We start from the raw sequence: 17,558 nt of genomic DNA on the forward strand, positions 1-17,558 counted from the left end.
CGGCTAACCTGAGCCGCATGTCTGTTCGCACGTTGGCCTCGCGGCTGCTGACTGTGCTGCTGGCCGGTGTGCTGGTCGCTTGTTCGGGTGGCGGTTCCGCCGACAACAGCATCTACGGTGCCCCCAGTGCGAAAATCGGTGAATCGCAGTCGCTGCTGGGCTGGAACGTGTCCGTCTCCAACCTGCGCTTCCAAGACGACCAGGTGTTGGTCGATGTCGACATGGCCGCCGCGAAGGCCGGCGGTGAACACGCCAAGCCCGAGACGCTGCGCTTCGGTCTGTACGGCGCGCTGGCGCACCCCCTCGAGTCGAACGTGATCGGTGGCTGCGACGGCGTTCCCAACCTGAAGATCAATCCGGCGGTGGTCCAGAACCCCGACAAGGTAACCGGCACAGTCTGTTTGGGCCCGATGCGCGACCAGTCGCAGGTGCGCGGCGTCTACTTGTACTCGCCGGCCGACCGCATCAAGGACACCACCGTGGCCTACGGCGCGGCGTACCCGGTGGGCCTGACGCCGACCAATGAGTCCGACACCGGACTGACCCTGAAGGCGACCAGCGTCGACGGATTCCGGGCCGACGGTGGGCAGTTGATCCCCGCGGCGCTAGGAGATCCGACGGCGTTCACCGGCAAGGGCTATATGCTGCTCGGCCTCGAAATCGGCGGTCTGGCAAGCCGATACAAGACGGACTCCGCCAAGCGGGGCGGCCCGCTGATGATCGCGGTGGCGCCGACGCTGCCGCCTCCCGGCCTGTCGCACATGTGTGACATCTATGGTGCCACGCTGCTGGTGCTGCCGGACTCCAAGCTGGGCGCGATCTCGACCCGCGCCTCGTTGTGCACGCAGGGTGATATCAACCAGGCATTGCTGTACGCCACCGTTACCGTGGTGGGAACCCATGCGGCGGTGTGGATTTCGCGTGAGTGATCACGTCGCCGATCATGCCGACGTGCCAGGCCCCACCGAGTGGGGAGCCGGGCCCGGCGTAGGCCCGTGGCCGGGCGAGCTGCCCGACGATCCGCGCTATGACCCGGAGTTGTTGCGCGAGGGCGATACTCGCAACGTCGTCGATGCCTACCGGTACTGGACGCGTGAGGCGATCATCGCCGACATCGATCAGCGCCGGCACCCGCTGCACATCGCGATCGAGAACTTCGGCAACGACGCCAACATCGGCGCTGTGGTCCGCACCGCGAACGCGTTTGCCGTGGACACCGTGCACATCGTCGGCCGCCGACGGTGGAATCGCCGCGGCGCCATGGTGACCGACCGCTATCAGCGACTCATGCACCACGCCACCACCGCCGAGTTGCTGGCCTTCGCCGCGGGTGCCGGGCTGACCCCCGTGGCCGTGGACAACGTGCCCGGTTCGGTGCGGCTGGAGGAGACGACGCTGCCCCGCGCCTGCCTGTTGATCTTCGGGCAGGAGGGGCCCGGTATCACGGAGGACGCCAAGACGGGGTCGATGATGACGGTCTCCATCGCGCAGTTCGGCTCCACCCGGAGTATCAACGCCGGGGTCGCCGCCGGGATCGTCATGCATACCTGGATCACTCAACATGCAGGACTCGATCGGGCCTGGTAGGGCAGGATGGACCGCATGGATCAGCGTCCGGTGGAGCGGAGCGACGACGATGCGGTTTGGGCGAACCGTGCGGCTAGCGCCGAAACGGCTGTGTTCAATCGGCATATCCGGCGGCTCTGGGGCCTACCCGGAACCCAGCTGGGCGTGGTGGCCTGGCCGTCGACGCGGGCCGACAGGCTGTTCAAGAGCTGGGATTACTGGTGGCAGGCGCACCTGCTCGACTGCATGATCGATGCGCAGCTGCGCGACCCGCAGGAGTACCGCCTGGCCCGCATCAGCCGTCAAATCCGCGGACATCGACTGCGTAACAACGGGTCCTGGACCAACAACTACTACGACGACATGGCGTGGATGGCCCTGGCCCTGGAGCGCTCGGGCCGGCTGGCCGGCGTGGCGCGGCCCAAGGCGCTCAAGACGTTTGCCGACCAGTTCCTGAACGCCTGGGTGCCCGAGGACGGCGGCGGCATCCCGTGGCGCAAACAGGATCAGTTCTTCAACGCCCCCGCCAACGGCCCGGCCGGCATCTTCCTGGCCCGCCACGACCGGCTGCGACGAGCGCAGCAGATGTCCGACTGGATCGACGACACGCTGATCGACCCCGATGCGCACCTGGTGTTCGACGGCATCAAGGCTGGCTCGATGGTGCGTGCCCAGTACACCTACTGCCAGGGCGTGGTGCTGGGACTGGAAGTGGAGCTGGCCGTGCGAACCGGGGATTCACGGCATGCCGAGCGGGTGCGCCGGCTGGTGGCGGCAGTCAAGGACCACATGGTCGAGGACGGTGTGATCCGGGGCGCCGGTGGCGGCGACGGTGGTCTGTTCGGTGCCATCCTGGCCCGCTACCTGACGTTGGTGGCCACCACGCTGCCCGGGGACACCGAGGACGACGAAGCGGCCAGGGCGACTGCCCGCGAGCTGGTGCTCAAATCGGCGGAGTCGGCATGGGACTATCGGCAGTCGGTCAACGGCATCCCGCTGTTCGGCGCGTTCTGGAACCGGGCTGCCGAGTTGCCGAAGGACACCGGCGAGAAGGCGAAATCCATTGACGGCGCGGTCAATTCATCGGATATCCCAGAACGGGACCTCTCGGTGCAGGTGGCCGGCTGGATGCTGATGGAGGTGGCCCACGTGTTGACTGCTGACGCGCCGGCCGAGTCCTGATTACTTGGGTGCCAGCTCCCGGCAGTAGGCGTAGATGGCCAGCCCGCCGAACTTGACGGCGTCGTCGTTGGACATGTTGCCGGCGTTCTTCTTGAGGTAGGTCAGCGCCGAGTTGACGCCGCCGCTTCGCATGGCGGTGCAGGTGCCGTGCGCGAGCTTGAGGGCGGTGTTGTTCGGCATGATGAAGCCCTTGTCGTGCAGGGCTTGCAGGAACATGGGGTCGACCTGATCGTCGGCGTGGGCGGGCACCGCCATCACGATGGTGACCGCCGACGAGACCGCCGCGAGCAGAGCTGCCGTGCGTGTGCGCTTCATCCGGATCTCCCATGCAAGATCGATTTGCTGACAGGCTACGCGAGGCCTGCCGATCCGGGGGCGGAGTCGCTTGTTGGCGGCCCCAGGAATTTCTTCAGATCCGTCAGCGTCTTATACTGCCAGGGCATTTTTTGATTATTTGATTGTGTTATTTCGGAGGTTGGCGATGGCCACGTTGAGAAAGATTGTGTCGACTACAGCACTTGCGGCAAGCCTTGGAGCTGCATTTTTGGGTTTGAGCGCGGGCATTTCCGCAGCGGCGCCGGTGAATGATCCGGCCGTCATCCCGATGGATCGCGGCTGGGGCCACGGCAATGACGACTGGGATGGTCATCCGGGCCGCGGTTGGGGTGCTCCGGGTTGGCGCGGTGGCGGCTGGGATGGCCCACAGGTGTACGTCAACCTTCCCTGCGTGACCGGCCCCGCCGGGTTCGTCACCGTCTGCCCGTAGCTCTTCGCCGTCGACGATTGATCCCCTTCGCACTGGGTAACCCCTGGCGTTGTACCGCCAGATATCCAGAACCGAGGGAGGGCAACGTTGATGCGCAAGAGTGTCGTGGTCTGTGTGGTGGCCGTAGGGCTGGCCGGCTGTTCGACGAATGAATCCGGCGAACCGAATGTCGGCTCGCCGGATTCAGGCATGCGTATGCCGCAGGTCCTCGTCGACGGGCAGCCCCGTGCCGTCACCGGCGGAGTGACCTGCCACCGGGCTGGTGACTATGTCACGATCGGGATCGGTGACATGTCCAGAGGGGTCGGTGCCGTGGTGACCACGAGCAATCCGCCACAGGTGCGTACCGTCGGGCTCGGCACGGTGGACGGCGTTGCGCTGGGCTACACGAGCTCCGAGCCCGGTCAGGCCAACAACGCCGCAGCAGCGGTGCGGGGCAGCTCGTACACCATCAAAGGCACCGCCAGCGGTAGCGACCTGAGTGATCCGCGGTCGCCGCGGCAGGTGAATGAGCCCTTTGAGATGGACGTGACGTGCCCCTAGCGCCAAGATGATTGGTCGTGACCGCACCGGCAGACGATGTTTCGCCCCGAGTGCCACTGGGCACCGTCCTGCGGGAGTGGGGCACCATCGGGTGCATCGGTTTCGGTGGGCCGCCGACGCATATCAAGCTGCTGCGCAGTCTGTGTGTGGAGCGGCGCCGCTGGATCGGTGCCACCGAATTCGAAGACGCCATCGCGACCTGCAACCTGTTGCCGGGGCCGGCGTCGACGCAGCTGTCGATCTACTGCGCCTGGCGGGTACGTGGCCGGCTGGGTGCGCTGGTCGGTGGCATCGCGTTCATCGTGCCGGGGCTGATCGTCATCCTCGCGCTGGCGGCGCTGTTCCTCGCTGATACGCCGCCGCGGTGGGTCCTGGCGGCCGGTGCCAGTGCGGGTGCCGCCGTGGCGGCCGTCGCGGTGCATGCGGGAGCCGCGTTGATCCCCGCGAGCTGGCAGCGGCGCAGCAGCGCCATTCGCTGGTCGGTGTATCTGGTGTTGGGGGCGATTGCCGCGGCCGTGCTGGGCCCATGGCTGGTGGTGGTGCTGCTGGCTTGTGGCGTAATCGAATTGGTGCGGACGACGACGCTGCCCCGATCCGGTGCGCGCAGTATGCCGCTGCTGGCGTTCCAGTCGCTGACGCTGGGCACATTGGGTTCGCTGTGCTGGGTGGCATTGAAAGTCGGCGCGTTGTCGTACGGTGGCGGCTTCGTCATCATTCCGCTCATGCAGGGTGACGCTGTCGACCAATACCAATGGATGACGGGGCCACAGTTCCTCAATGCGGTTGCGCTGGGCCAGATCACGCCGGGGCCGGTGGTACAGACCGTCGCCGTCGTCGGCTATGCCGCCGCGGGCCTGGTCGGCGGGGTGCTGGCCTCGGTGGTGGCATTCAGCCCGTCGTTCCTGTTCATCTTGTTGGGCGCCAAGCATTTCGACCTGATTCGCGGCAACGGCTACGTGCGGGCGTTCCTCGACGGTGCAGGCCCGGCCGCCATCGGAGCGATCCTGGGTTCGGCGGTGCCGTTGGCCATGTCGATCAGCCAACCCTGGCAATACGTGGTGCTGGCCATTGCAGCGATCGCGGTGTTCAGCCGGCTGAACGTCGTGCTGACATTGCTGCTGGCCGCGGTGGCCGGCGTGGCGGCCACCGCACTCGGCTTGCCGCTACCCAGCTGAGCGGCGTCAGCAGCAGTTCGGATCGAGCACCCGGCACAGTGCGGCGGGCGCGAGAGCTGGTCGCCGCACTGCTGCCCGGCTGATAGGCCATGAGTAGTCACTGAGCGGATCCTCGGAGGAGGTTCCGGTTCGGAGGAGGCTGCTCATGTCGGTGTTGGAGGTTGCGCTTGATCCGTCGACGGTGATCGTCGCGGTGGATCCGGGCAAGGCGTTCAATCGGGTGTGGATCAGTAATGGATCCGGCCTGCTCGTGGATCCGAGGTCGTTGCCGGTCTCGCGAGAGGGCATCGCTGCGCTGGAGTTGGAGCTGAACAAACACGGCCCAGACTGTCCGGTGATCGCGATTGAGGCGACCGGAAGCCTGCACCACTCGTGGGTCGTCGAACTGGAACGTCGCCATCCAGGCTCGGTGCGGCTGTTCGCTCCGTCCGAGACGAAATCAGCACGGACGCAATTGGGTTCGGGCAGGTTCAAGACTGACGATCGAGACTGTGCGGCCTTGACGTACATGGCTCGCCAAGGCGGTGGTCGACGCTGCGGTCAGCTCGCGTCGGTGGAGGCGCTGCGTGCCGCGGTGCGTCACCGCCGAGGGTTGGTCGCTGACCGCAAAGTCGCTCAACAACGGCTGCATGATCAGCTCAACGCACTGTGCCCAGGATTGTCCGCGCCGGCCGGTCATGGACGATCCCTGGCCATAGAAACACCCACCGGCCTTGCCGTGCTGGCCTGTGCTGCGGCGTTCGCGGGACGGCCACCGCAGCGCCGGTCGCTGATGCGCCGGGCTCCGGGGCGATTGACGACCAGCACCGCGCAGTACTGGGTGACTCGGTGGCGTCAGTGTCTGCCTCCGCCACCCGATGCCGAACAACGTGCCCTTCGACTGGGCCGTGACGTGGACCGTTATCGCCGTCTGCGCGAAGACATTGATGCCATCGACCTGGAAATCGGGGCCTTACTGTCCGAAACTGACGGTCAGATCCTGACCACACTTCCCGGCGTCGCCTCGATTCGCGCCGCGGCGTTCGCCGCACACAGCTTGCCGATCGACAGGTTCCCCGATGCCGAACATCTTTACTCGGCAACGGGTTTGGCGCCGGCTCTCTACCAGTCAGCCACCCTGCACCGACGCGGCCGAATCTCTCGACAAGGACTGGCCGAACACCGCGATGCCCTGATGGGCATCGCCTGGGGCCTGTCACAATTTTCGCCGTCGTTCACCGAACGCGACGCCGAACTCCGAGCCCGCGGCATGGCCCCGATCCAGGCCCGCGTCGCGCTCGCACGCCATGCATGCCGCCTGGCATACCGGCTACTTCGAACCCAACAACCCTTCGATGAACAGCGCTATCGTCAAGGAAGGCTCAGCAGCGAGCGGTGACGGCTATTCCGGCTATGCCGCTCGACGGCGCAACCTAGCTTGCCGCCCGCTCGCCCTGGGCCGCCATCACGGCGCACACGAAAGCCTGCCGCTCACGGCGACTAATCAGCCTGCCGGAACACGACGGCCCACCGACCACCACCGCCGACACACCGTTCATCGCGCCAAAAGCCGAGCGCCCGCCCGGCCGATCAACAACGCCCACGCCCACCCCTTGACTGCCACCGCGAAAGCTAGGCCAGGCTGCCGAGGTACGCCTGCGACTCGATCAGTCCCTCGTCGCTGGGCGCCCGGCCTTCGCCGAAGACGCGCTGCTGCTGCTTGGCGCGCAGATCATGGTGTGCGTCGGCAGGTTTCAGGTAGCCGTACCGGGTGCGCGCCTCCTGCGGCGTGAGCACCTCGTCCGATGCAGGTGCGACGCCCAGGATGTAGGGCGCGGCCACCGGGGCCACCGACGGCGCGATCACTTGTGCCACAGCCAGTTTCAGCCGCGGATTGGCATCGACGATCCCGTAGCCCAGCTTCAGCAGCGGACGTACGACAATGTCGACCGCGCGCGGCTGATCGAAACCGCTGAGCTTGCGCAGCCAGCGGGGCATGGTCGCGATGGCGCCCGCGCGCAGGACGAGGTTGATGAACTCGACGACGGGCCGCAGCGGCAGCGGCGCCGGCGGCAGCACCACCTTGGCGTTGAGCAGGTGGTCCATCATGCTGCGGGCGGCCTCACTGACCGCGAGGTGGGGGCGCATCGCTTCGAAGTACGCGCGGACGCCGGCGCTGGTACGCGGCACGTCGGCCGGGTCGCAGGTCTGGAACTCGGCGGCGATGGCGCACTCTTCCCAGTACTGGTTCTCTTCTTCCAGGGTGAGCTTGCCGCCGCCGTACAGTTCGTAGGCGGTCAGCACGGAATGCCACCCCGTCAGCAGAATCCACAGTTGCGAGTGCGGGTTGTTGGCGTCGTACTTGTTGCCGCTGACCGGTTCGGTGCCAATGGCTTTGGAGTGGACCTTGACCAATACGTCGGCGGCTTTGACCACGGACTCGCTGTCGCCGAACGCGACGGTCGCGAAGTAGCGAACCGTACGGTCATAGCGGGTGCGGGGCCGGTCATAGTTGGCCTGGGTGGCGTCGACCGCGGCGATCAGGGACGGGTCGAGTTCCTCGACCACGACGGCACGCTGTAGGCCGGTGACCGCGGTGGTGGTGTGTCCCCACACCTTCCAGGTCACCGAGTCGGGTCCGAAGAATCCGTAGTCGGCGAGGGGCTGTACTGGCTGCGTCACGACGATTGCTCCCTTGGTTGCTAGGCCGCGGCGAATGCGCGGCACATGAGTCGTCCGTAGAATTCACCGAGACTGTCTGCGTCCCAGTCGTTTTCCGGGTCGAGGAGGGACCGGACCGCGGCCTCGCTGGAGGAGACGAACAGTTCGGTCAATATCGGCATCTTCCGGTTGAGGTCGGTGGTCTGCCACCACGCCGTCAACGCCGGTGCGATCCAGCGCGAGGAACTTGCGGTAAGCGCCCGGCGGGTCCCGGCGACCATGTCTGCGACCGCCGGGTCCACGTGCGCCAGATACACGAACCGCCAGGTGTCCGGCTGGTTCTCGACGGCGTGCAAGAGCGCACGGTACCCGTCGATGAAGGCGGTCTCCGGGTCGTCACCACGGCCGGTGTGCAGTGCCTCCAGCAGCGTCCCTCGCAGGGATTCGCCTTCCCGATCCAGCAGTGCGGCAAGGAGTTCCACCCGGTCGCTGAAGCACGAGTAGATCACCGGCCGGGTGACGCCGAGATGTTTGGCCACGGCGCCGATGGTGACGGCCGCGGTGCCCGACTCCGCCGCGATCTGCAGCGCGGCATCGAGGATCTGCGGCCGGCGCCGCTCCGGGCCCAAATGGGCTGCCCGCTCCCGGGGTGGTGCGACGGCATCGGTGCTCACGCCACCGAACGTAGCACAATTATTCTTGCTTGAATAATTTTGCTTCACCTCTGTAGGATTTGCCCACATGACCATGCTCAACCCGTACAAGCCGGACTTCGCCGACTTCGACGAGCGGACCCAGCAGATCTTCTCTGCGACCATCGAGTTCTTCGAAAGCCATGGCAAGGCCTGGCTCACGCAGCAGGATCGCGACCGCGTCTGGTATGCGGAATTTATCGAATTCCTTAAGGGGGAAAGGGTTTTCGCGACATTCCTGACCCCCGCATCGGAGGCGGGCGGTGACCCCGACAAGCGCTGGGATACCGCGCGCAACGCGATGTTCAGCGAGATTCTGGGTTTCTACGGCATGCAGTACTGGTACGTCTGGCAGGTCACCATCCTGGGGCTGGGCCCCATCTGGCAGTCGTCGAACACCGCAGCCCGCAAGCGCGCCGCCGAGCTTCTCGAGGCCGGAGAGATCTTCGCGTTCGGCCTGTCCGAGAAGGAACACGGCGCCGACGTGTACTCCACGGACATGGTGCTGACGCCTAGCTCTGACAACTCGGCGGACGCATACCGCGCGACCGGCGGCAAGTACTACATCGGCAACGGCAATGTCGCCCGCATGGTCTCGGTGTTCGGCCGCCGTGCCGACAAACCGATCCTGGATAGCTCGACCGCGCTGGACGGTGGCAAGTCCGACGAGGATTTCGACGGGTATCTCTTCTTCGCGGCCGACAGTCAGCACCCCGACTACAAGCTGCGCAAGAACGTCGTCAACGGCCAGATGTACGTAGCGGCTTTCGATCTGGACAACTATGCCGTTTCCGAAGACGACATCCTGCACGCCGGCAAGGGTGCGTTCCACGCCGCGATCAACACCGTCAACATCGGCAAGTTCAATCTCGGGTTCGGTGCCATCGGCACTTGTGAGCACGCCATGTACGAGGCTGTCACGCACGCGGAGAATCGAATCCTGTTTGGGCAGCACGTCACTGAGTTTCCGCAGATTCGCCGCATGCTCACCGAGGCCTACGCCCGGCTGGCGGGCATGAAGCTCTACAGCGAGCGCGCCATCGACTACATGCGGTCGGCATCGCCGAATGATCGGCGCTACCTGCTGTTCAATGCCATCGAGAAGATGACCGTCACCCGCGAGGGCGAGAAGATCGTCACTCTGCTCTCGGACACCATCGCCGCGCGCGGTTTCGAGAACGACATGTTCTTCCCCATGGCGCTGCTGGGTTCGGTCGGCCTGCCCCGCCTCGAGGGCACCGTCCACGTCAACATGGCGCTGTCGTTGAAGTTCATGCAGAACTTCATGTTCCGCCCCGCCGACGCCGGTCTGCTGGCGCTGCAGCAGCTGCCCGTGGAGTACTCGCCGAACGCGGCGACGCGGGTCGTGGCCAGCGGCCTGCGGGCGGCAGGTTCCGCGGTGGTGCCGCAGATCGCACGGATTCCGAAGGCTCCGAGGGCATTGCGCAGCACCCCGCTGCCCCGAGTGCGTCGCCGCCGGGACTTCACCAACGACGACTTCCTGTTCGCGCAGGGCCCCAGCCGTGGCCTGAGCCGGGTGGCGTTCGCCGACTGGCGCGCCGTCCTTGAGGAATTCCCGCATCTGCCGAATGTGGCGGTCTTCCTCAAGCAGGCCAACGGTTTCCAGACTCTCCTGGCGGCCGCCACGCCGACCGCGGCGCAGCAGGACGACATCGACTTCCTGTTCGCGATCGGTGAGCTGTTCACGCTGCTGCCCTACGCGCAGCTGATCCTCGAACAGGCCGCCATCGACGGGACCGACGACGACGTGCTGGACCAGCTGTTCGAGGTCCTGGTCACCGACTTCTCGCGGCACGCCACCACGCTGCATTGCAAGACCAGTGCGACTGCCGCGCAGAAGAAGCTGGCGCTTGATTTGATCGCCGACCCGGTGGGCGACCCGGAGCGCTTCGAGCGCATGGTCCGTACCGTGCGAGATCTGGCGGGTCGCTACGAGATGACGCCGTAGTCTGACGACTCAGCCGAGTCGCGTCCAGAGGCAGTAACCGGAGAACTCGACCGAGGACGCGGTCGGCGCGACGTCGAAGTGGATGGTCTCATCAGGCGCGCCGTCGGTCGGCGCGGGTGCGCTGACGACGCCGGCGCTGACAACCACGCGCTGGGTCACATGGCACTGGTTCCCGGGGGCCAAGGGGGTACCACTCCATGTGCCGGACATCAGGTTCGGATTGCGCATGCCCTGGCCGTGCAGCGCAATGGCCGGGCCGGTACTCCACCATCGGTCACTGGGTTCGGCGGGTAGCGCGACCGGCTGCCAGCGGCCTTGACGGCATTGCAGCGGCGTGTTGGCCCCCGATACGGGTGCCGGAGTCGTCGGCATGGTGGTCGCTTCGTCGGCCGTCGGCGGACACAACTGATCCTGTTGTGGTGCAACGGGGTCAGCCGAACACAACGGTGCCATCGCTGTCGCCAGGACGACGGCGACAGCGGTCAGGAGAGGCGCGCGGATCACGGCTACACCTTGGTGAGATCGGTCTTCATCAGCATGACGTTGTACTCACTCCACAATGACAGATTCCAGTACAGGTCGGTGCCGGTGCCCAGGGTCGAGGGCGACCAGGGGTCCATCATCGGTGCGTAGATGCCGCCGTTCTGTTGCGGCATCAGGACTTTGGCCTGCGACCAGGTGCCCTGCGGAGTGTCCGACGTGCTCATCACGACGTTGTTGAACTGGTCGGCGTAGAGGGTCACGTACTTGTTCAGCGTCTTGTTGTACTGGACGGACATCTCGCCGACGTTGTTGCCCGCCTGGGCGATTCCGCACGCACCGGTGCTCTGGCCGAAGACGGGGGTGGCCATCGACGGGTCGTTGTACCAGCCGGCTTTGACGGCGCCGAGGCCGAAGAACCAGCCCGGGTTGCCCTTGTTGTAGTACTGGTATTTGGAGGCGTCGAGGATGTCGGTTTCACTCACGCGGGACACGTAAGCCGCGCCGCCGCGACCGTTCGGTGTGCCGTACGAGTAGACGTAGCCGTCTCCGGGACGCAGCAGCGCCGCCTGCTGGAAATTGGCGTTACCGCCCCAGTTCTGCCGCACGCTCTGCGGCGCGATGGTCCAGTTCTCCCCGTTGTCGGTCGAGTAAGCCATCGCCGAGTAATTGGTGGTCCATTGACCGGGCGCGCCCCACTGCTTGACCGACATGAAGCTCAGATACTGCGTGGCGCCGAATTGGGTGCCCGGTGTCGGCAGCGAGATGCCCGAGGTCGGGATCAGCGTCACTCCGGAGGGTAGTCCGGCGGGGAGGCCAGAGGGCAGGATGATCTGGCGTGCCGTTGTCGGTGACGACAGCGGAGTGCCGCCGAACATGTTGCCGTTGAGCCACTGGCCGTCCGGGATCGAAATGCCTTTGGAAAGGTCGGTGTTCGAGGTGCGGAAAAGGATGTTGTTCAGCCAGTTGCCGGTCATGTTGGGCCCGCTGAAGGTGTCACCGAACGCCATCAATACCTGGTGCTCGTTGATCGGGGTGCTCGGATTGTCGGGAATCCCGTTGTCCCACATGGTGCCGACGTCGGTACCCCAGACCCCGAACCGCGTGTACGTGTTGTTGGGGTCGAAGTTGCCGGTGACCCAGTTGACGAAGGTCGTCGAGGCGCTGATCTGCTGGCCGGGAGTGGGGAAGGCCGGTTGTGGGTTGCTCACGGTCGCCGCCGCCACGACCGCGGTGGCGGTCAGTGGTTGGCTCGTAGTGACCAGAGCGGCCGCGGCGTTCTGCGGCTTGATCGCCGTCAGCAGGTTGTCGAATTCTCGGCGGGCGAAGGCCAGCACCGTCCAGGCCAGGGTCGGCTGTGCCGGGCTGCCGTTCGGATTGAAGGCCCAATTCAGCACGCCGGCAACGGCATTCACGACGGCGGCCACCGGGTTCAGCGCCGTGACGGTCGGAGCGGTGACGGTCGGGGTGATCACGTTCGTCGTCGCGGCGACCGGCGTGGGCGAGGTCGTGACCGCGCTGGTGGTGATCTTCATGGCAGTCGGTGCGACGGCGGCCACGCTGACCGGGGTGGGCGTCGTGGTCTGCTGGGTGGCGAGCGGCTTGTCGGGCGTAGCGGAGGCAGTCAGCTGTGTGAGTTTCGGAGTTTTCGGGGGAGTGACGGTCGGTGGCTTCGCAGGGTCGCTGCTGTTCCTCTGCAGGTTGCCGCGGTCGCGGCCCTTCGTCTGCACCTTGTCCGTCTTGGTTTCGGTCTTCGTGTCCGTCTTGGTGTCCGCGTCGGTGTCGGACGGATCAGTCGCGTCGCCGGCGGTCCCCGTCGCCGACGACCCAGGTTTCGGGTCGTCCTTTTTCGGTTGGGGCTTGCTGTGCGGTGGCTTGGTGCCGGTTCCGGAAGTGCCCGACGTAGCGGCGTTTTCGCCTGCTGTGGAGGCCGGCGACGACGCCGCGGGACCCGAGGGCGCGCTGCTGCCGGATTGTCCGGACGGGTCGGCCCATGCCGTGCCCTGACCGGATGCGATCGCGGTTCCGATACCGAGTGCGAAGGCGAGCCGGCCGGCCCGGCCGACATATCTGGTGGCGCCCATGGTGCCTCCCCTGTTACTCCAGCTAACTAATCTATGGAACAACATCGGAACGCGCCGCGGAAGCGTTTCGGCAGGTTGTTTTTGTTCCGATACCGTCAGTTGGTCAGGCCGGCCTCGCGCAGCGCATCCTCGTACAACTCGATGGCGTGGTCGATGCCCCGGTCGACCCAGCTGTCGACAAAAGCCACCCGGCCCGCAACCAGCTGGATGCCGGTGGCCCAGCGCTCGAAATCCCCGGTGCGGCGCAGGATGTCGATCTGCACGCGCGTGCCCTTGATGTGGACGAAGCCGCCCAACTCCGTGGTCTGCGGGCGCAGGATCGTGATGTCGAACTCTTCGATCCGCCCGTCGTCGACGAGTGCCTGCAGGTATCCCCGCGCATTGCGCAGGGCGGCGAGGGCTTGGAGTTCACGGCCCTGGGTGGGTAGGCCCCAGGCGATCCAGATTCCGGTCTCGGACATGGCGCTCTACGCTACGCGCGACCCGAGCAGTCGGCGGGGAAGGCGCGGACGGCGCAGGGTGCGCGCCACCCATTCGCCGAGTGTCACCCCGGCGGCCAGCGTGCACCCGACCATGACGGCGGTGAACAGATTGGAGATGGCCGCCACCGTCTGGCCGGCCATGATCTCCGACAGCCCGCGATACACGGCGAGACCGGGCACCAGCGGGGTGATGCCGGCAACGGCCACGATGATGGGCGGCACCACCGCGCGCCGGGCCAGCATGCCACCGGCGAGGCCGACGACCGTCGCGGCGGTGGCTGAGGCGACGATCGGCCCGAGCCCGGCGTTCAGGATCGTCCCGACCAGGCCCGCACCGACAGCACCCGAGGCGAACGAGGTGGTCAGCGCTTTGAGCGAGGCGTAGCTGGCGAGGGCGAAGGCTGCCGACGCGAGCCCGCCGGTGAGCACCATGACCGGCAGTGGTGCGTAGGGCAGCACTTCCTGCTGCATCGGCGGCAGGCCCGCGCCGAGGGCGGCGGTGAGCCGCAGCGCGATGCCGACACCGCCGACCAGGCCCGCGGTGTAGACCATGACTTCGATGAATCGCCCAGCGGCCGTGACGGGCGCGCCGGTGATGGCGTCCTGCACCGAACCGACGAGCGACAGGCCCGCCATGAGCACGATGATGCCCGACACGATCATGCGGTACGGCGCGACGACGGCGCTGTGCTCGATGGCCAGCTTGTAGACGAACGCCGCCGGCACCGTCGCCATGAACCCGCCCATCACCTGCTGGAAGAAGTACGGCAGGCCCAGCTTGCCGAGCGCGACGTTGGTTCCGTAGATGGCGGCGGTGGTGATGAATGAGACGACTGCGAGCGTGGGGCTGCCGCCGAGCATCAGTGTCACCGCGGCGGCCATCAGCGCCCACCCGGACAGCGCGACCTTGCGCGAATACGGATGATCGGCGGCGACGATGTAGTCCAGCGCCGCGCGGGCGGGCCCCAGGCCGAGATGCCCGCGGCCGATCCGGCGGATCAGGACGTCCACCTGTTCGAGCCGGGTGTAGTCCAGCGACCGGTACTTCACCGTGCGCATGTAATTGGTGGGCGGCAGGCCGGGCCCTCGGCGGGCGGAGACGTGGATGGCGTTGTAGGTGACGTCGACGGCGCAGTCGGTCAGGCCGTAGGTGGCGGCGACGAACGCGATCTGCTTGCTGGTGTCGATGGCGCCGGTGCCGGAATCCAGCAGCACCTCGCCGACGTTCATCGCCAGCTCCACGACCTCGGTGACGGCATGTTCGTCGCTCTGGTCGATGGGCTGCAGCGGTGTGATGACGGGCAGCCCCGCGGTATCGGCGGTGGACGGCCGGTCGCCGAGTACGCGGCGTCGAGCAGCGGCTACGCGGTCACGCAGTGTCACAACAAAATCGTAGGTCCCCTGGGCGCCCGGCCTTCGCCGTGTGCCAGATCACTGCCAGGTGGGCGTTCGGTTGGCCACCGGTCCGCCGACTACACCTTGCGGAACGTATTCAGAGGGAGTCGTGCGTGGGGGACGGTGGGCCGGGCGACCGGCTGTGGCGGCGTGCGGCCCGCTGGTGGCCGGTGGTGGTGGCGTTGCTGGTCACGATCGCGCTCGCGATCGGCGGGCAGCATTGGCTTGCGGCCGGATGGTACGGGCCTCGGTGACCGGGCAGCTGACGGGACTGCCGACCTAGGATTGAGGTCGGCTTGGGGCAAGGGGGATGGAAATGACCGATGATCCGGTGATCGCGCAGTTGGTGCTGGCGGTCGAGCAGAGTCCGGACGCGCTGGCCCTGCGCTTGCACCTGGCGGAACTGCTGGCCGAGCGGGGGCGGCACGCCGAGGCATTGGCGCACTGTGGTGCGGTACTGGCGGCCGACCCGACCGACGCCACGGCGCAGGGGTTGTTGCAGCAATGCACTGCGGCACTTGCCGCCCCGGTGCCGGTACCGGAACCTGAAGTCCCGCAACCGAAGTCATCGTTCGACTGGGCGGCGGCCGAAGACCAGGTATCTGACATCGTCAAGCCTGCTTTTGTCGACGAACCCGCGCAGGCAGTGGGAGAGGACGACTTCGAGGCGGTTACGCGCAGTGGGGTGCGGCTCGCGGACGTCGGTGGCATGGACGCCGTCAAGAAACAGCTGGAACTCTCGCTGCTCGGGCCGCTTCGCAACCCCGAGCTGATGAAGGCCTACAAAATGTCGGCCCGCGGCGGCCTGCTGCTCTACGGCCCGCCAGGGTGTGGGAAGTCGTTCATCGCCAAGGCCGTATCGGGCGAATTGGGCGCGAACTTCTATCAGGTCGGCATCGCCGACGTGTTGCACCGCTGGTTCGGCGAGAGCGAACGCAGCATCCGCTCGGTCTTCGACACCGCGCGGCGTAACGCGCCGTGCGTGCTGTTCTTCGATGAGGTCGATGCACTGGGCCACCGGCGATCCGCGCTGAGTGGCACGTCCGGCATCCGGACCATCGTCAATACCCTGCTGGAGGAACTGGATTCGGCATCGGCCAGCAACGACGGCGTCTACATCCTGGGCGCCACCAACGCGCCATGGGATGTCGATGCCGCGCTGCGCCGACCGGGACGGTTCGACCGGATGGTTTTCGTCGGGTTACCCGACACCGCGGCCCGGGCCAGTATCGGGCGGCTGCATCTGCAGGATCGCCCGATCGAGGGGATCGACCTGTCCGCACTGGCGGCTCGTACGGCGGGCTTCTCCGGCGCAGATCTGGCTCATGTCTGTGACACCGCAACGCAATTGGCGATGGCCGACTCACTGCACACCGGGCAGGTACGGCCGGTGCGAATGTCCGACGTGGAGGCGGCGCTGCGTCAGGTTCACCCGTCGACCGGTCCGTGGTTCGATACGGCGCGTAACGTCGTCGAATTCGGCAATCGGGACGGCACCTACGACGAACTGGCGAAGTACCTGCGCCGCAACAAGATTCGGTGACAGCCGACGCTGTCGACGCCGCGCTGCAACAGGCGCGGGTATACCTCGACGTCGACAACCATCAGCGCGCCCGCGAGGTGCTGGCCCACGCGCTGTCGATGGCGCCGGACGATCCGGCGTTGCTCATCTTCGATGCCCAGGCCGCCATCGGGCTCGGAGACTACATCGGCGCCGAGCGTCGGCTCTATGCGGCGTTGAAATCGGCCCCTGACAATGAGCACGCGATTCGCTTGTACGCCTTGGCACTTCGTGGACAGGGGCGGCTGCACGAGGCGAAGTGGATGGCCTGGCGAGCGGTCTGTGGCAACCCGAACGAGTACCGGACCCACTTGGTGTATGCCCAGATCCTGTCGGATGAAGGCTGGCTGGATGCCGCGCTGACCGAGGTCACAGAAGCGATCCGTCTGGAACCCTCAGATCCTGACCTGTTCGTCCTGCGCGGGAACATCTTTCGGAAGTTGTCCAGAACCGCCGAATCGGATGCCGAATACACCGCAGCACTCCGGCTGCAACCCGATCATGCGATAGCGACGCACAACCTGGCGGTCAACCGGATGGCGCGGGGACGGATATTGGGTGCGCTGCGGGGTTTTCTCGGCGCCGGCACGCTCGACCCCGCTCTCGGCGGTTTGGCACGCCGCAACATCGCGCTAGCGATGGCCCGGTGGCTGCGGTGGTGCACTGCCGGAGTGCTGTTCCTACTGTGGCTGCTGCTCGTCACGGCAGCTCCCGGCAACACACTGGGTGTGGGACCGCGGATCGGGATCGGTGTGGCGACTGTCGCTCTCGGCGCCGCGCTGGGAAAGCTGGTGGTCACCGTCGGGCGCCAGACCTTGGTGTCGGCCCTGAAAAGCCGGCCGCTGCTGGCGGTGCGGCTGGTGATTGTCATTGTCGCGGTGGTCCTGGGGACGCTCACGGCCGTCAGCCCCTGGCAGCTGGAGGTGGTGCAGATCGGCGCTCCGATGCTGTTCGTCGTCAGCCTTGCGCTGGCCTGGATCGGGCGCTTCACCCGGCAGTAGGGAGAGTCGACCGGCATGGCGG

The 17,558-nt window shown here is 66.4% G+C and carries 18 protein-coding genes; 11 read left to right on the forward strand and 7 right to left on the reverse strand.

Annotated elements, in window-relative coordinates; translation table 11 throughout:
* Nucleotides 1-17 precede the first annotated feature (17 nt).
* From ACX12F_RS02160 to ACX12F_RS02170, 3 genes are read left to right on the forward strand one after another with little or no spacing between them, the layout of a single operon-like run.
* On the forward strand, nucleotides 18-929 hold the full coding sequence (locus ACX12F_RS02160; RefSeq protein ID WP_459368074.1) for a hypothetical protein: 912 nt from the start codon (nucleotides 18-20) through the stop codon (nucleotides 927-929).
* The gene (locus tag ACX12F_RS02165) at nucleotides 901-1,587 is read left to right on the forward strand and encodes a TrmH family RNA methyltransferase (RefSeq protein ID WP_459368075.1); all 687 of its coding nucleotides are present in this window, start codon (nucleotides 901-903) and stop codon (nucleotides 1,585-1,587) included. Before ACX12F_RS02160 ends, ACX12F_RS02165 begins: the two co-directional genes overlap by 29 nt.
* 15 nt (nucleotides 1,588-1,602) lie before the next feature.
* Nucleotides 1,603-2,748 (forward strand): glycoside hydrolase family 76 protein, encoded by a 1,146-nt coding sequence (locus ACX12F_RS02170; RefSeq protein ID WP_459368076.1) that lies wholly within the window; start codon nucleotides 1,603-1,605, stop codon nucleotides 2,746-2,748.
* Here the strand turns inward: ACX12F_RS02170 and ACX12F_RS02175 are convergent, their stop codons facing one another.
* A complete protein-coding gene (locus tag ACX12F_RS02175) occupies nucleotides 2,749-3,063 on the reverse strand; it encodes a DUF732 domain-containing protein (protein ID WP_459368077.1) in 315 nt (104 codons plus the stop codon).
* A gap of 235 nt (nucleotides 3,064-3,298) precedes the next feature.
* On the opposite strand from ACX12F_RS02175, the gene ACX12F_RS02180 reads away from it, so the two are divergent.
* The 4 genes from ACX12F_RS02180 to ACX12F_RS02195 all read left to right on the forward strand — a co-directional run bounded on the left by ACX12F_RS02180 (nucleotide 3,299) and on the right by ACX12F_RS02195 (nucleotide 6,610).
* Entirely contained in the window at nucleotides 3,299-3,514 is a 216-nt protein-coding gene (locus tag ACX12F_RS02180) for a hypothetical protein (protein ID WP_459368078.1), read from the forward strand.
* Nucleotides 3,515-3,604: 90 nt separating this feature from the next.
* The gene (locus ACX12F_RS02185; RefSeq protein ID WP_459368079.1) at nucleotides 3,605-4,057 is read left to right on the forward strand and encodes a lipoprotein LpqH; all 453 of its coding nucleotides are present in this window, start codon (nucleotides 3,605-3,607) and stop codon (nucleotides 4,055-4,057) included.
* A gap of 17 nt (nucleotides 4,058-4,074) precedes the next feature.
* Nucleotides 4,075-5,232 carry a chromate efflux transporter gene (gene chrA, locus ACX12F_RS02190; protein ID WP_459368080.1) on the forward strand — a complete coding sequence of 386 codons (1,158 nt, stop codon included), beginning with the start codon at nucleotides 4,075-4,077 and terminating at the stop codon, nucleotides 5,230-5,232.
* 145 nt (nucleotides 5,233-5,377) lie between these two features.
* The gene (locus tag ACX12F_RS02195) at nucleotides 5,378-6,610 is read left to right on the forward strand and encodes an IS110 family RNA-guided transposase (protein ID WP_459366464.1); all 1,233 of its coding nucleotides are present in this window, start codon (nucleotides 5,378-5,380) and stop codon (nucleotides 6,608-6,610) included.
* A 233-nt stretch (nucleotides 6,611-6,843) separates the two neighbouring features.
* Here ACX12F_RS02195 and ACX12F_RS02200 read toward each other — a convergent pair whose 3' ends face one another.
* Nucleotides 6,844-7,893, reverse strand: coding sequence for an oxygenase MpaB family protein (locus ACX12F_RS02200; RefSeq protein ID WP_459368081.1), 1,050 nt, complete (start codon nucleotides 7,891-7,893; stop codon nucleotides 6,844-6,846).
* Nucleotides 7,894-7,913: 20 nt separating this feature from the next.
* Nucleotides 7,914-8,546: a TetR/AcrR family transcriptional regulator gene (locus ACX12F_RS02205; RefSeq protein WP_459368082.1), complete on the reverse strand. Its 633-nt coding sequence runs from the start codon at nucleotides 8,544-8,546 to the stop codon at nucleotides 7,914-7,916.
* A 67-nt stretch (nucleotides 8,547-8,613) separates the two neighbouring features.
* On the opposite strand from ACX12F_RS02205, the gene ACX12F_RS02210 reads away from it, so the two are divergent.
* Complete coding sequence (locus ACX12F_RS02210) at nucleotides 8,614-10,533, forward strand: acyl-CoA dehydrogenase family protein (RefSeq protein WP_459368083.1); 1,920 nt, start codon at nucleotides 8,614-8,616, stop codon at nucleotides 10,531-10,533.
* 9 nt (nucleotides 10,534-10,542) lie between these two features.
* On the opposite strand, the gene ACX12F_RS02215 is transcribed toward ACX12F_RS02210, so the two are convergent.
* From ACX12F_RS02215 to ACX12F_RS02230, 4 genes are all read right to left on the reverse strand, one after another.
* Nucleotides 10,543-11,037: a hypothetical protein gene (locus tag ACX12F_RS02215; protein ID WP_459368084.1), complete on the reverse strand. Its 495-nt coding sequence runs from the start codon at nucleotides 11,035-11,037 to the stop codon at nucleotides 10,543-10,545.
* Nucleotides 11,038-11,039: 2 nt separating this feature from the next.
* Complete coding sequence (locus ACX12F_RS02220) at nucleotides 11,040-13,097, reverse strand: glycoside hydrolase family 183 protein (RefSeq protein WP_459368085.1); 2,058 nt, start codon at nucleotides 13,095-13,097, stop codon at nucleotides 11,040-11,042.
* Between the two features lie 95 nt (nucleotides 13,098-13,192).
* A complete protein-coding gene (locus ACX12F_RS02225) occupies nucleotides 13,193-13,558 on the reverse strand; it encodes a hypothetical protein (protein ID WP_138228426.1) in 366 nt (121 codons plus the stop codon).
* A 6-nt stretch (nucleotides 13,559-13,564) separates the two neighbouring features.
* The gene (locus tag ACX12F_RS02230) at nucleotides 13,565-14,962 is read right to left on the reverse strand and encodes a threonine/serine exporter family protein (protein WP_459368086.1); all 1,398 of its coding nucleotides are present in this window, start codon (nucleotides 14,960-14,962) and stop codon (nucleotides 13,565-13,567) included.
* A 125-nt stretch (nucleotides 14,963-15,087) separates the two neighbouring features.
* Here ACX12F_RS02230 and ACX12F_RS02235 point away from each other — a divergent pair, with 125 nt between their 5' ends.
* The 3 genes from ACX12F_RS02235 to ACX12F_RS02245 all read left to right on the forward strand — a co-directional run bounded on the left by ACX12F_RS02235 (nucleotide 15,088) and on the right by ACX12F_RS02245 (nucleotide 17,536).
* Complete coding sequence (locus ACX12F_RS02235) at nucleotides 15,088-15,228, forward strand: hypothetical protein (protein WP_459368087.1); 141 nt, start codon at nucleotides 15,088-15,090, stop codon at nucleotides 15,226-15,228.
* 62 nt (nucleotides 15,229-15,290) lie between these two features.
* Nucleotides 15,291-16,517 carry an ATP-binding protein gene (locus ACX12F_RS02240; protein ID WP_459368088.1) on the forward strand — a complete coding sequence of 409 codons (1,227 nt, stop codon included), beginning with the start codon at nucleotides 15,291-15,293 and terminating at the stop codon, nucleotides 16,515-16,517.
* Nucleotides 16,514-17,536 (forward strand): tetratricopeptide repeat protein, encoded by a 1,023-nt coding sequence (locus ACX12F_RS02245; protein ID WP_459368089.1) that lies wholly within the window; start codon nucleotides 16,514-16,516, stop codon nucleotides 17,534-17,536. Before ACX12F_RS02240 ends, ACX12F_RS02245 begins: the two co-directional genes overlap by 4 nt.
* Nucleotides 17,537-17,558 lie beyond the last annotated feature (22 nt).

The sequence above is a fragment of the Mycolicibacterium sp. HS_4_1 genome (assembly GCF_054515875.1).